The sequence below is a fragment of the Mesorhizobium sp. FG116 genome (genome assembly GCF_057809835.1).
The window spans coordinates 117,967-131,123 of sequence record NZ_JBMDKS010000012.1 but is presented as its reverse complement, the minus strand read 5'-3'; the positions used below and the strand labels follow the sequence as shown (position 1 = coordinate 131,123).

The following is a 13,157-nucleotide window of genomic DNA, read 5'->3' as shown; positions in this document are numbered from 1 at the left end:
CGAGCTGAACGAAGTGAAGGCGATGCTGTCCGGGATCCATTCCGTGACATCGCGGAAATGCTCAGGCGATCCAGAAAACAGCGGAAAGGAAAGCGCGCGCCGCAATGAGCGAATTCCGCCAATCTCCAATCGCGAGATTCCTTTCTCGCTCCGCTCAAAAGCGAATTCCGGGATGACGAAGTGGAGAGGTTGCGCTTCCTAGCAGAGATGACGAAACAGAGAGGGTGCGCTCTAACGCGCTTTGGGATCACGCCCGACTAGCTGGTCTTGCATCCATCGAGGCGAGACCTAAACGCTGCGTCATCCCGGAAGCAAGCTGAACGAAGTGAAAGCGATGCTGTCCGGGATCCATTCCGTGACAGTGCGGCAATGCGCAGGCGATGCAGAAGATTGAAGAAGCGAAACCGGCCTTACAACTAGTGAATGCGCCAAATTCCAACCGCTTGCGAATGCTCCATTAAAGCGGGCAGAGCGGCCGGAAGATCGCTAGCGGGCGGTCGTGATCCATTTGGCCAGCCGATGCGCGGCTTCCTCGACCTGATCGAGGCGGCGATGGAAGCACAGGCGGAAATAGCGCTCCCAACCCGCGCCGAACGCCGTGCCGGGCGCGAGGCCGACATTGGCCTGATCGATGATATCGAACGCCGCGCTTTTCGACTGTTCGACGCCATCGATGGTGAAGAACAGATAGAAGGCGCCTTGCGGCGCGGTGAAGCGCGCCCGACCGGTTTCGGCAAGGATGCCGCAAACGAGATTGCGCGCCTGACGCGCCCGCTCGACCTGTTCGGCGATGAAGGCGTCGCCGTCGTCAAGAGCGGCGACTGCCCCGCGCTGCATGAACTGCGCCACGCCCGAGGTGGAATACTGGATCAGGTTTTCGAAAACCGGCTGCAGGGAGGGATGGGCCTTGACCCAGCCGACGCGCCAACCTGTCATCGCCCAGTTCTTGGAGAAACTGTTGACGAACAGGATGCGGTCTTCATCCGCCGCGATATCGAGGAACGAAGGCGCGCGCGGGCCATCATAGTAGAACAGGGAATAGATTTCGTCGGCGATGATCCAAAGACCCTTTGAGCGGGCAAGATCGAGGATCGCTTGCAGCGTTTCGGGGTCGGCGGTCCAGCCGGTCGGATTGGACGGCGAGTTGATGAAGATGGCGCGCGTGGCGGGCGTGACAGCGGCGGCAATGCGCTCGACATCACAGAACCAGCCATTGCCAGACTGCTGGAGCGGCACCGCAACGGCCCTTGCCCCGCCGATCTCTGCGGCGGCCGCGAAATTCGGCCAGGCCGGCGTGAGATAGATCACGTCGTCGCCCTTGCCGGCCACGGCATCGAGAGCCAACTGGATGGCGTGCATGCCGGACCCGGTGACAATGAAATCCTCGCTGGGGAACTGTCGTCCGAAATGGCGCTGGTAGTAGCGCGCGAGTGCCTGGCGCAGATCCGGTATGCCCTTTTGCCACGTGTAGAAGGTTTCGCCGGCGGCTAGCGCGCGGGAGGCTGCATCGGCAATGAAAGGCGGCGTCGGCAGATCGCCCTCGCCCGCCCATAGCGGGATCAGGCCGGGGCGTTCGCGCCCATAGTTCACGACCGCGACAATGCCGCTTTCAGGCGCAGCCAGCGCTTCACCGCGCAGATTCTGAATGAGGGTCATGCAAACTCCGTTCAATCCCGCGAAAGGTGCTACCCCGTTTCGGCAGGCCGGAAAACAGAAAACCCCGGCCCTGGCAGGCCGGGGTTTTGGTCCAGAGACCCGATTTCTTGCCTATTTGCGGGCGAGCAGGTCGCGAATTTCCGTCAGGAGCGCTACATCGGCCGGAGGCGGCGCGGCTTCGGCAGCCGGCTTCTGGCGCTCGACGCGCTTGCGCACATTGTTCACGCCCTTGACCATAAGGAAGATGATCCAGGCCAGAATGAGGAAATTCAAAACGACAGTGAAGAAGCTGCCGTAGGCGAAGACTGCGCCCTGTTCCCTGGCCGCGGCGAGGGAGGTGGCAGTGACCGCCGACGACAGGCCGATGAAGTAGTTGTTGAAATCAAGGCCGCCCAAAATGGCGCCGATGATCGGCATGATGATGTCGTTGACGAGCGAATCGACAATCTTGCCGAACGCAGCGCCGATGATGACACCGACGGCCAGGTCCATCACATTACCTCGGGAGATAAACTCCTGAAATTCCTTCAGCATTCGTCCCTCCTAATCATGGCAACTTCCTCGCACGCTGTTGTTGCCGACCAGTTTCCACCCTTCGGACAATAACAGAAACCGTGGGTTGCAAAATGACAAATTTACGCTTCGACTTTCCCTAACGGCAGGATGGATCGCTGCACGGGGGCAAGCCCAAGGTCTTGGTGGACATGGCGTTGCGGCTGTGATTGCTTCGCAGTCTTAGTCAGTTTGAAAGCGAAAAGCCGTGCTTGGCTGGTTGATCGTCATTGCGGCCATACTTTACGTGACGATGCTGTTTGCGGTGGCCAGCATCGGCGACCGGCATGCGGCGCGGCGCGGGCCGATCGCTTCACGCCCCTACATCTATTCGCTCAGCCTTGCCGTTTACTGCACTTCGTGGACGTTCTTCGGCTCGGTCGGCCTCGCCTCCGAACGCGGACTGGAATTCCTCACCATCTATATCGGGCCGATTCTGATCTTCATCTTCGGCTATCCGTTCTTGAAGCGCATCATCAGGCTCGGCAAAGCGGAAAAGATCACCTCGATCGCCGACTTCCTCGCAGCACGCTACGGCAAGAGCTTCGCGGTGGCGTCGATTGCCACCATCATCGCCACGATCGGCATCATCCCCTATATCGCGCTGCAACTGCGCTCGATTGCCGGTTCGATCGGGCTGATGGTGTCGTTTTATTCGCCGGACGTGATATCGGACGATTTCGTCTACCGGGACGTGGCCTTCCTCGTCGCCTTCCTGCTGGCGGTGTTCGCGGTTCTGTTCGGCACGCGCCATGCCGACGCCACCGAGCACCAGGACGGGCTGGTGCTGGCCATGGCGGTGGAGTCTGTCATCAAGCTGGCCGCGTTCCTCGCCGTCGGCACGGCGGTCAGCCTGTTCCTGTTCCACCGGCCGGCCAATCTGTTCGAGGCGATGCAGGCCAACGACATGGTGCAGGCCTCCATGGCCTACCGGACATCGCCGGCGACATGGATCGTGCTGACGATGCTCGCGGCCTGCGCGGTGATCATGCTGCCGAGGCAGTTCTACATGACCATCGTGGAGAACCGCAGCGAAAAGGAACTGCGCACCGCAAGCTGGCTGTTCCCGCTCTATCTGGTGATGATCAACCTGTTCGTCGTCGGCATCGCCTTTGCCGGCCTGACCGTCGTCGGCAGCCAGGCCAGCGCCGACCTCTACGTGCTGGCGGTGCCGCTGTTCAACGGCCGCGACATCATGGCGATGATCGCGTTCATCGGCGGGCTTTCGGCGGCAACGGCGATGGTGATCGTGGAAAGCGTCGCGCTCTCCATCATGATCTCGAACGACCTCGTCATTCCGCTGTTCCTGCGCCGCTTGCTGAAGCCCGCGCCGGGCGAGCGCGAGGACTGGTCGAAGGTCATCCTGGTGATCCGGCGCACGTCGATTTTCTGCATCCTGTTTGCCGGCTTCCTCTACTACCTCGAAATGGCCGACAATGTGCGGCTGGTGGCGTTCGGACTGATCTCCTTTGCCGCGATTGCGCAGTTCGCGCCGGCCTTCGTCGGCGGGCTGATCTGGCGCGGCGCCAATGCGAGGGGCGCGGCGCTCGGCATGCTGGCGGGGATACTGGTGTGGGCCTACACGCTGTTCATTCCCTCCGTGCTGCCACCCGAAACGGCGTTCCTCGTCAACGGCCCGTTCGGCCTGACTGCGCTGAAGCCGCAAGCCTTGTTCGGCACCAGCGGAGAACCGCTCAACCACGGCGTTTTGTGGAGCCTTGCCGTCAACATCGCGTTCTACGTGCTGGGCTCGCTGTCGCGCGCCTCCAAGCCGCGCGAGCGCATCCAGGCGGCGATCTTCGTGCCGCGCGAAGCCAACCCGATGCCGAGCCTGAGACGCTTCCGCACCAGCGTCACCGTCGACGAGATGAAGGATACGATCTCACGCTATCTCGGCGTCGAGCGCACCGAACGTTCGTTCCAGTCGTTCGAACAACGCGAAGGGCGGGCCATGCCTGGCTATTCGCCGGCCAGCATCGAGACGATCCGCTTTGGCGAGCAATTGCTGGCGAGCGCGGTCGGCTCGTCGTCGGCCAGGCTTATCCTGTCGCTTCTGGTGCAGCGCCACGACCGCTCGGCAAAGGACGCGTTTCGCCTGCTCGACGATGCCTCCGACGCTTTGCAGCAGAACCGCGACCTGTTGCAGATCGCGCTCGACCAGATGGAACAGGGCATCACCGTGTTCGACAAGGATCTGCGCCTGACCTGCTGGAACAGGCAGTACAGGCTGTTGTTCGAACTGCCGGACGATATGGGGCAGGTCGGCGTATCGCTTGGCCAGATCCTCGCCTTCCTCGCCTATCGCGGCGACATACTGGAAAGCGAGGAAGCGAGCACGCTGGATAGGCTGACCAGCTTCGGCGAACCGTGGCAACTGGAACTGAGGACAAGCGGGCGCACGATCGAATTGCGTTCCAACCCGATGCCGGACGGCGGCATCGTCGCGACCTATGCCGACATCACAAGGCGCGTGCAGGCCGACATCGCGCTGAAGCGCGCCAATGAAACGCTGGAGCAGCGCGTCGTCAACCGCACCGCCGAGCTCATGCTGGTCAACGACGAACTGGCGCAGGCGCAAAAGATCGCCGAGGAGGCAAACCTCAGCAAGACGCGCTTTTTGGCGGCGGTCGGCCACGACATCCTGCAGCCGCTGAACGCGGCAAGGCTCTACTGTTCGTCGCTGATCGAGAAGGCCGGCAAGGGGCCGGCGGGAGACGCCGCGGTCAACATCGAGTCGTCGCTGGAATCGGTCGAAAACATCCTCGGCGCGGTGCTGGATATTTCGCGCCTCGATGCGGGTGCGATGAAGCCCGACGAAACGACGTTCCGGCTGGACAGCCTGCTGCAGCAGATTGCCACCGACTTCCAGCCGATGGCGTCGGCGAAGAACCTTGAGCTTACCATCGTGCCGTCGTCGCTCAGTGTCAGGACCGGGCGCAATCTGTTCCGCCGCCTGATCCAGAATCTCGTGTCCAATGCCATCAAATACACCAGGCAGGGCCGTGTCCTGGTCGGCGTGCGCCGGCGCGGCGATCTGCTGGAAATCCAGGTGATCGACACCGGCATCGGCATAGCTGGCAGCAAGCTCAACACCGTTTTCCGCGAATTCACACGTCTCGACGAGGGCGCGCGCGAAGCGGAAGGGCTTGGCCTCGGCCTGTCGATCGTCGATCGCATCGCGCGGGTGCTGCAGCTCGAAATCCGCATCTTCTCCAACGAAGGCAAGGGCACCCGCTTCTCGGTCATCCTGCCGATCGCCGCCGACGTGCAACCGGAGCCGCTGGTTGCCGACGCACCGCCGGTGCGCTCGATCATGTCGCTTGCCGGTCTCAACGTGTTGTGCATCGACAATGACATCCGCATTCTCGAAGGCATGCGGCTGTTGCTGGAAGGCTGGGGCTGCAATGTCGCCGCGTTCTCGGGCTGGCAGGCATTCCAGGCTGCACATGCAAGCGCATCGACACCCGACGTGATCCTGGCGGATTACCATCTGGACGGTGAAAACGGCCTCGACCTCATCAACAAGCTGCGCAGGCTTTATCGTGCGGAGATACCAGCCATGCTGGTGACTGCAGACCGTTCAAGCGAGGTGCGGTCGGCTGCCGAAGCCCTCGATATTGCGGTGATCAACAAACCGCTGAAGCCGGCGGTGCTGCGCACCATGATGGCGCGGGCAAGGCCGATGGCAAGCGCCGACTAGGCTTGAACCTACACCGCCGAAAGCGGGTCGGTGCCGATCTTGGAAAGCTGGATGACAGCCTGGGTGCGGCTGTCGACGCCGAGCTTCTGCAGGATCGCCGACACATGCGCCTTAACCGTCGCCTCGGAGACGCTGAGTTCATAGGCGATCTGCTTGTTTAGCAGCCCTTCGCCCAGCATGCCGAGGACGCGCGTCTGCTGTGGCGTCAGCGTCTGCAAACGCTTGATGAGTTCCGAGACTTCCGGATCGCGCTCGACGCCAAGGTCAAGGCCAATGGGGGCAGCGATGCCGCCGGCAAGCACGGTCTGCACCGCGTCGCGAATCTCATCCATGCTGGCCGACTTGGAAATGAACCCCGACGCGCCAAGGTCGAGCGCGCGGCGGATCGTCACCGGATCGTCATGCGCCGAGACGACCACCATAGGCACGGACGGGTGGATGCCCCTCAGCGATATCAGCCCCGACAGCCCGCTTGCGCCGGGCATGGACAGATCGAGCAGGACAAGATCGATGTCTTCATTTGCGACCACCAAAGCCTTGGCGCTTTCAAAGTCGCCAGCTTCGTGAATGGAAGAAGCACCGCCGATGCCGGCAATTGCCTCCTTCAACGCACCGCGAAACAAAGGGTGGTCGTCGGCGATGACGAAAGTGTAGCCCACCGGCAATGGTTCCTCCCCCGACCCCTTGTTATACTTTTTTGCGGGATCAAGCTGCCGAGATTATGCGTCTATATCCAGCGTTTTCAAGCGCAAACACGGGCTATATGACTTTGCAAACAGTAATAGTCAAACCAACTATGGTGTAGACTCCCTGCCAAGCTGCCCTTAGGTCCGATTTGCCGCAGGCAAGCAAAACCAAATCAGGTCTTTTGCGGCACAGGCTTGCCCGGATCGCTGCCGTTGTCCTTTTCCATATCCTTGACGATGCCGAGGAAGCCGCGCAGGAAGCGCTCCATATAACTCATCGTCTTGTTGAATTCCTCTTCGCTGGGAAGGCTGGATTCCAGCTTTGCGGCAAGTGAATTCTCAAGCCTGGCAACACGCCCATCGAGATCCTCGATCGAGCGGTTCAGCCGATCGATCTCATCCATGGCGGCGGTGCGCTCGTCGGCGGCCATGCGGCAGACCAGTTGCCCCGACCGTTCCTCGCAGGTCGACATGGCCCCGGTCTGGGTATCCATACGAACATAGCCGTTGGCGGTCTTTTCCAACTGGTAGCGGGCGGTCTCCTGCGCATGAGCCGGTGCTGCCGCAAATAGTGCCAGCAATGAGGGAACGACGATGTGTGAAAGGCGCATCTTGTCCTCCATCCGATCAGTATACCTATGCCGAAACATATAGCGGGCGTTTGCGCCGGAAATGGGGATGGCCGCGTTGCCGCCCTTCCCTGCCGGCTGGCTTCCCGCTATAGCCCGGCTATGTCTCAGCTTATTTACAAGATAGTGCCGAAAGCGCTGTGGCGCGAGGCCGAAGCCTCCGGCGTCTTTGACGGCGCTCCCGTGGACATGGCAGACGGCTTCATCCATTTTTCGACGGCCAGCCAGGCAAGGGAAACCGCCGCCAAGCATTTCGCCGGCCAGGACAACCTGCTGATCGCGGCAATCAACGGCGGCAAGCTTGGCGAGGCCCTGCGCTACGAGCCTTCGCGCGGCGGGGCGATGTTTCCGCATCTCTACGGTCCGCTTTCGCTGGACAATGTGGTGTGGGTCAAACCGCTGCCGCTCGACGCCGATGGGGGCCATGTCTTTCCGCAATTGGAGCAGGAATGAGCGCATTCGACGCGATAGGCCGCCGGCTGCTGTTCGGCCTCGACCCCGAGACGGCACATGGCCTTTCGATTGCCGCGCTGCGTTGCGGCCTTCCGGTTGCCGCCAGACCGCGCGCCGACGAGCGGCTGCGGGTTGACTTGTGCGGCTTGAGCTTTCCCAATCCGCTCGGCATGGCGGCGGGGTACGACAAGAACGCCGAAGTGCCGGATGGGCTGCTCGGACTTGGCTTCGGTTTCGCTGAAGTCGGCACGGTGACGCCGCTGGCGCAGCCCGGAAACCCGAAGCCGCGCATCTTTCGCCTGACGGAAGACGAGGCCGTCATCAACCGGCTGGGCTTCAACAATGAAGGCCACGACGCGGCCGAAAAGCGGCTCGCTGCCCGCAAGGGACGATCCGGCATCGTCGGCGTCAATATCGGCGCCAACAAGGACAGCGCCGACCGCATCGCGGACTATGAGCGCGGCGTGCTGCGCTTTGCGGCGCTGGCGTCGTATCTCACCGTCAACATTTCTTCTCCCAACACGCCCGGCCTGCGCAACATGCAGGCGCGCGAGCAGCTTGGCGAACTTTTGTCGCGCGTGATGGCCGCCCGGGCCAAAGCCGGCGCGCAACCGCCCGTCTTTCTCAAGATCGCGCCCGATCTTGTCGATGCGGAGCTTGAGGACATCGCGGCCGAGGTTTCGGAACGGGATGTTGACGGGGTCATCGTTTCCAATACGACGATTTCGCGCCCGCCGCTGAAAAGCACGGCGCTCGCCGGCGAAACAGGCGGCCTTTCCGGCAAGGTGCTGTTCGAGCGCTCGACCATCGTTCTGGCCAAGATGCGCAAGCTGCTTGGGCCCAAGCGGGCGATTGTCGGCGTCGGCGGCGTGAACTCGGCTGAAAGCGCATTGGAAAAGATCCGCGCCGGGGCCGACCTCGTCCAGCTCTACACCTCGATGATCTACGCCGGACCGACCCTGCCGGGGCGCATCGTTTCCGGCATGAGCGACGCGGTTGGAAAGGAAGGCATCAAATCGATTGCCGAGTTGCGCGACCAGTCACTCGACAGATGGGCCGCCAAGGCCCTTTGAAAGCTACGCGGCAGCAGTTGAAAATGTCGTGCGGAGCCGGCGCGGCAGGATCGCCAGCATGGTGAAGCCGCGCACCAGCAAGAACACATGCAGCGCCGCCCACAGGCCGTGATTTCCATAAAGATGCGCAAGCGTAAAAAGTGCGGCGAGGAAGGCCAAGAGCGCAACCAGCATGGCGTTGCGCATATCGCGGGACCAGGTCGCGCCGATGAAGACGCCATCCATCTGGAAGGCCAAAACGCCGCTCAGCGCCGTCAATGCGGCCCAGGGAAGATAGATGTCGGCGATAGCGCGGACATCCGGCGCCGTGGTGATCACGGCAACAAGATCGACGCCGAACACCAGGAATATCAGTGCAGCCCCGCCCGACAGGCCGAAGCCCCAATAGAGCGTCAGGCGCACGGCACGCCGGAACGAGCTTTCGGCAAATGCGCCGACCGCGCGCCCGGCAAGCTGTTCGGCGGCACTGGCAAAACCATCGAGGAAATAGCCGCCGACGAGGAAGAAGTTCATCAGGACGGCGTTGGCGGCAAGGGTGACGGTGCCGAACTGCGCGCCCTGCCGGGTGAAGAGCGCAAAGGCCACAAGCAGCGAGAACGAGCGGATCATGATGTCGCGATTGAGCGACATCATGTGGGTGACCGCGGCCATATCGAATATGCGCGCGATCGGCAGAGGCGACTTGCGAAACCGCTTGAGGAGGATGGCCAAGCCGATCAGCATGGCGACGAACTCGCCGCAAACGGTGGCCCACGCCACGCCCGCGACGCCCCAGCCCAGTTCCAACCCAAGCACAATGCAGAGCGCAATGTTGATGCCGTTGAGCACAAGCTGGAGGATCAGGCCCAGGCCGCCCTCTCCCCGGCCAAGCACGTAGCCAAGGATTGCGTAGTTGACGAGGGAGAACGGGGCAGCCAGCAGGCGAATGCGGACATAGGTGTCCATCGCCTCGTTGACCGAGGCCTCCGCGCCCATGAACCATTGCCCGCCCAACGAAAAGAAGGGCGCCAACGCCGCCAACACCACGCCCGTGACGACGGCTATCAGGACCGCGCGCCAGAAGACCGCCTGTTCTTCAAGCGCATCGCCGCGCCCGAAGGCCTGCGACACCAGCCCGGTCGTGCCGGAACGCAGGAAATTGAACGTGCTGAACACCACGTCGAAGACGAGCGCGCCCGCCGCCAGACCACCGAGCAAGGCGGCATCGCCAAGCTGCCCGACAACCGCCGTGTCGGTGAGACCGAGCAAAGGCGTCGTCAGATAGGCAAGCGTCATCGGCAAGGCGATTGCCAGCACCGACCGATTGGTGACAGCGAAGGGTTTGGGGATTGCCGTTGACGCCTGATTCAAATTGGGTTCCGCCCGGTTCGATGCCGGCTTGCCTAAACCAATTCCAGCAAAGGCGCGACGCGGTTTCGCCTCTGGAATTGCATAAAAACAAATAGATAGAGAATTCTACCCGGGGACAACCGAAGGCTTGCGCCGGCGCCTGCAATGCACTGGAAAGTTGCTTGGTCCAGATGCACTCGTGGGCCGAACGAAGAGCTATAGCGTTCCTGAACCCTGCGGCTTGGCATTGGCATGCTGGATGAAACTGAAGTTCTTTTCGTCCCGGCCCGCCGCGCGACACTGCGTACAGAAGAAGTAGGGGCGCAGGTCGGCATCGAGGCAACTGTGCCGCGCCCCCAGCATGCCGATCATCATCTCCATGTCGAGCAGGGTCTGCTTGTCACAGGTTGCGCAGACCATGGAAATACACCCGCCCACGGCTTTCACCTTGCCTAACGTGTTCACTTTCTGGGGAAAGGTGAGCTTCATGCCGGCCAGCATAACATTCGCTGCACCGATATGAAGTCCAGTTAATAACGCTCAAGGCTTTCATGAGGACTAGAAATGCGGCCACTTGCGATAAGCAGGGTATGGCCAAGGAGCGGCCCGTGGCGCGGGAGTTCATGTGCAGATATCGAGGAGGGATATCGCCAGTATCTGGCGAGGCGCTACGGGTCCCAACGTTTCCTAGAGGACACAAAGAGGCGCATAGCTAATCTCGATACGAGCGTTAGACCTTGCATCCCTCGCGACGGATTTTGTCCCGCGCCTGCGTAAAGATTGCATCGTTGGCAGGGTCGTCATTTGCCTGCTTGCGCAGAAGTTCGAGCTGTAGTTTTGCACGCAAACAATCTCGAGTGGATGGGGGCTTCTTGCCGGTGGCTTGTTCCGGCTTTGCGGATGAGGGCTTAGCGCCGTTTTGGGGGGTGCGTTTCGCCGATCGCTTGGCAAGGCACTTATAGTAAGTGCCGCCTTCCCCGGTGAGTTTGTCTGCTGCCGCATTGATCTTGTCGGAATTGCCCGCCATCCCAAGACGACGGTAGATGACCGACGCATCGGCCAACAATCCTGCTGCTTGCCGCTGGCTTTCGCAACCGGGCTGGCGCTGCACGATCTTCGCCCGCTCGATTAAACCTTTCGCTTCCGCAATTTCACGGTTCCGGGTGTCATCTTTTGGATTTTGCTTTGGCTTGGCAGGGCTCGCATTGCCGACCAGTGATGCCTCCCATTTGCAGGTTTCTGCGGTGCCGGCCCGCTGTGAATAGCTGCCCCCCATGGTGTTTCCGAAAACGCTTCCCGCAAAAACACCGCCGTTTCCAAACATGTTTGAATAGGTGAATGTTATCGATGTTCCTGAAAGTCTACCGGACCGGATTGTTCCATTCGTCATTCCGCCCGAAACATTGCCCAGATCGTCAATCTTGATGTTCAAGGAACCGGAACCGTAGGAACATTGCAGAGTCCCTTTCCAGACAGATCCTGCGTGAGCGGGCACAAGACCAAACATCAAACCGAGACCTGTCAGGAACGCTCGCGCTGCCGAAAAATTGCTCATTCGCCTATCCGAATAAATGACTGCAATTGACTGAATTCGATAACACCAATGGCACAAGGCATCGTTGCCAGATTTCCAAAAATTCGAACTGTCGCGATTTCATCGGCTGGCCGGATACGCTTGCACGAAGGCCGAAGCCCAGCCACCTACTTCCTGTAGCTCGCGATGCGCAGCAGGATGAACGCCGGGACGACAATCGCCGCGCCGAGCAGGATATAGCCCAGGAAGCGGTCTATGGCGCGGAAGCCCATGTTCCAGATGTCGAGGAAGAAGTTCTGGACACCACGCAGCACATCGTAAGGCGACCAGCCGAAAGTGTGCATGACGAGGCCGACGAGGAACGAAACAACCAAGAGCTTGATGATTACCCTTAGCGGCGAGTCACCGAGAAAGCGGGCCAAAGCGGACAAGGCAGTCTCCTTCGATTCCGTTCAGACCATCAGATACGTGAGCCGCGACAAAGCTTCAAGCGGCTCGGCTTTGCGATTGCCGAATGCACGGAGCGCATGCTAACGAAGTGGGGCGCGGGTATGGTGAAATGGTATCACAGGAGCTTCCCAAGCTTCTAGCGCGGGTTCGATTCCCGCTACCCGCTCCAAATCCCATACCGAGATTGCCGTTTGCGGCAGGCGAAGCCCAACAGGCCAAGCCGAGGGTCACGGCAGTGCCGCGCCCCCGGCTGTCACCGTTTCTCAATAGATGTCGAAGTCGAAATACTTCGCCTGGATGGTCTTGTAGGTGCCGTCAGCCACGATCGCGTCGATGGCGGCATTGAGCTTTTCACGCAGCGCGTTGTCGTCCAGACGCACCGCGATTCCGGCTTCCGTCTCGGTGCCCTTCACGTCTCCGATCAGTTTGCAGCAAGCGCCGTCGGCAGCGTTCTTCAGCCAGTCGACCAGCACGAACTTGTCGGAAATCACCGCATCGAGGCGGCCGTTGATGAGGTCCTGGACCGCCTCTTCCTGCGTCGGATAAAGCTTCACGTCGGCTCCCGCCTTGGCGTAGAAGTCCTCGGCATAGATCGACTGCGTCGTAGACGCCTGCGCGCCGACCGTCTTGCCGGCCATCGCGGTGGGATCGGTTTCAGTCAACGCGCTGTCCTTCAAGGCGGCAACCGCCAATGGCGTGACGTAATATTTGTTGGTGAAGGCGACCTGCTTCTTGCGCTCTTCGGTGATCGACATGGAAGCGACGATCGCGTCGAACTTGCCGGCCTGAAGGGCGGGAATGATGCCGTCCCAGTCCTGCGTGACGAATTCGCATTCGGCCTTCATCTGGACGCAAAGCGCCTTGGCGATATCGACGTCGAAGCCGACCAGCTTTCCGTCGGCGGTGATGCTGTTGAACGGCGGGTAAGCGCCTTCGGTGCCGATCTTGATCTTGGTTGCATCCTGAGCCCAAGCATACGACCCTGAAACGGCCAGCATAGCTGCTGCCGCCGCGCCCATGATCCATCCGGAAATCCGCATTCTGTCACCCCTTGGCAAAACCGACGCCCGTTGGCCGGCATCGCAGCCAAGCACG

General features: G+C 61.0%; 12 protein-coding genes and 1 tRNA gene. 4 read left to right on the top strand and 9 right to left on the bottom strand.

Going from position 1 to position 13,157, the window contains the following annotated elements; translation table 11 throughout:
- Positions 1-486: 486 nt before the first annotated feature.
- Both ACODTY_RS12010 and mscL read right to left on the bottom strand, forming a co-directional pair.
- A complete protein-coding gene (locus ACODTY_RS12010; protein WP_488994490.1) occupies positions 487-1,656 on the bottom strand; it encodes a pyridoxal phosphate-dependent aminotransferase in 1,170 nt (389 codons plus the stop codon).
- Positions 1,657-1,767: 111 nt separating this feature from the next.
- The gene (gene mscL, locus ACODTY_RS12005) at positions 1,768-2,190 is read right to left on the bottom strand and encodes a large conductance mechanosensitive channel protein MscL (RefSeq protein ID WP_488994489.1); all 423 of its coding nucleotides are present in this window, start codon (positions 2,188-2,190) and stop codon (positions 1,768-1,770) included.
- Between the two features lie 226 nt (positions 2,191-2,416).
- Between mscL and ACODTY_RS12000 the strand changes: the two genes are divergently transcribed.
- Positions 2,417-5,908, top strand: coding sequence for a hybrid sensor histidine kinase/response regulator (locus ACODTY_RS12000; protein ID WP_488994488.1), 3,492 nt, complete (start codon positions 2,417-2,419; stop codon positions 5,906-5,908).
- A gap of 8 nt (positions 5,909-5,916) precedes the next feature.
- Here ACODTY_RS12000 and ACODTY_RS11995 read toward each other — a convergent pair whose 3' ends face one another.
- Together ACODTY_RS11995 and ACODTY_RS11990 are read right to left on the bottom strand one after the other, a co-directional pair.
- Complete coding sequence (locus ACODTY_RS11995; RefSeq protein WP_056241002.1) at positions 5,917-6,573, bottom strand: response regulator transcription factor; 657 nt, start codon at positions 6,571-6,573, stop codon at positions 5,917-5,919.
- 194 nt (positions 6,574-6,767) lie between these two features.
- Entirely contained in the window at positions 6,768-7,205 is a 438-nt protein-coding gene (locus ACODTY_RS11990; RefSeq protein WP_488994487.1) for a hypothetical protein, read from the bottom strand.
- A 120-nt stretch (positions 7,206-7,325) separates the two neighbouring features.
- Between ACODTY_RS11990 and ACODTY_RS11985 the strand changes: the two genes are divergently transcribed.
- A complete protein-coding gene (locus ACODTY_RS11985) occupies positions 7,326-7,676 on the top strand; it encodes a DUF952 domain-containing protein (RefSeq protein WP_488994486.1) in 351 nt (116 codons plus the stop codon).
- Complete coding sequence (locus ACODTY_RS11980; protein WP_488994485.1) at positions 7,673-8,749, top strand: quinone-dependent dihydroorotate dehydrogenase; 1,077 nt, start codon at positions 7,673-7,675, stop codon at positions 8,747-8,749. The genes ACODTY_RS11985 and ACODTY_RS11980 overlap by 4 nt, the downstream gene beginning before the upstream one ends.
- Before the next feature lie 3 nt (positions 8,750-8,752).
- On the opposite strand, the gene ACODTY_RS11975 is transcribed toward ACODTY_RS11980, so the two are convergent.
- The 4 genes from ACODTY_RS11975 to ACODTY_RS11960 form a co-directional block, all read right to left on the bottom strand.
- On the bottom strand, positions 8,753-10,099 hold the full coding sequence (locus ACODTY_RS11975; protein ID WP_488994484.1) for an MATE family efflux transporter: 1,347 nt from the start codon (positions 10,097-10,099) through the stop codon (positions 8,753-8,755).
- A gap of 195 nt (positions 10,100-10,294) precedes the next feature.
- Positions 10,295-10,579: a hypothetical protein gene (locus tag ACODTY_RS11970; RefSeq protein ID WP_488994483.1), complete on the bottom strand. Its 285-nt coding sequence runs from the start codon at positions 10,577-10,579 to the stop codon at positions 10,295-10,297.
- A gap of 229 nt (positions 10,580-10,808) precedes the next feature.
- Positions 10,809-11,633, bottom strand: coding sequence for a hypothetical protein (locus ACODTY_RS11965; protein ID WP_488994482.1), 825 nt, complete (start codon positions 11,631-11,633; stop codon positions 10,809-10,811).
- Between the two features lie 146 nt (positions 11,634-11,779).
- Complete coding sequence (locus ACODTY_RS11960; RefSeq protein ID WP_056240953.1) at positions 11,780-12,043, bottom strand: DUF6460 domain-containing protein; 264 nt, start codon at positions 12,041-12,043, stop codon at positions 11,780-11,782.
- 114 nt (positions 12,044-12,157) lie between these two features.
- Here ACODTY_RS11960 and ACODTY_RS11955 point away from each other — a divergent pair.
- Positions 12,158-12,231 (top strand) — tRNA-Gly (locus ACODTY_RS11955).
- Positions 12,232-12,325: 94 nt separating this feature from the next.
- Here the strand turns inward: ACODTY_RS11955 and ACODTY_RS11950 are convergent.
- Complete coding sequence (locus tag ACODTY_RS11950) at positions 12,326-13,102, bottom strand: ABC transporter substrate-binding protein (RefSeq protein WP_488994481.1); 777 nt, start codon at positions 13,100-13,102, stop codon at positions 12,326-12,328.
- Between the last annotated feature and the right edge of the window lie 55 nt (positions 13,103-13,157).

Bases quoted from the DNA above. Each gene is read 5' to 3' on its own strand.
- ACODTY_RS12010 (WP_488994490.1), bottom strand. From the start codon at position 1,656: ATGACCCTCATTCAGAATCTGCGCGGTGAAGCGCTGGCTGCGCCTGAA.
- mscL (WP_488994489.1), bottom strand. From the start codon at position 2,190: ATGCTGAAGGAATTTCAGGAGTTTATCTCCCGAGGTAATGTGATGGAC.
- ACODTY_RS11990 (WP_488994487.1), bottom strand. From the start codon at position 7,205: ATGCGCCTTTCACACATCGTCGTTCCCTCATTGCTGGCACTATTTGCG.
- ACODTY_RS11985 (WP_488994486.1), top strand. From the start codon at position 7,326: ATGTCTCAGCTTATTTACAAGATAGTGCCGAAAGCGCTGTGGCGCGAG.
- ACODTY_RS11980 (WP_488994485.1), top strand. From the start codon at position 7,673: ATGAGCGCATTCGACGCGATAGGCCGCCGGCTGCTGTTCGGCCTCGAC.
- ACODTY_RS11970 (WP_488994483.1), bottom strand. From the start codon at position 10,579: ATGCTGGCCGGCATGAAGCTCACCTTTCCCCAGAAAGTGAACACGTTA.
- ACODTY_RS11965 (WP_488994482.1), bottom strand. From the start codon at position 11,633: ATGAGCAATTTTTCGGCAGCGCGAGCGTTCCTGACAGGTCTCGGTTTG.
- ACODTY_RS11950 (WP_488994481.1), bottom strand. From the start codon at position 13,102: ATGCGGATTTCCGGATGGATCATGGGCGCGGCGGCAGCAGCTATGCTG.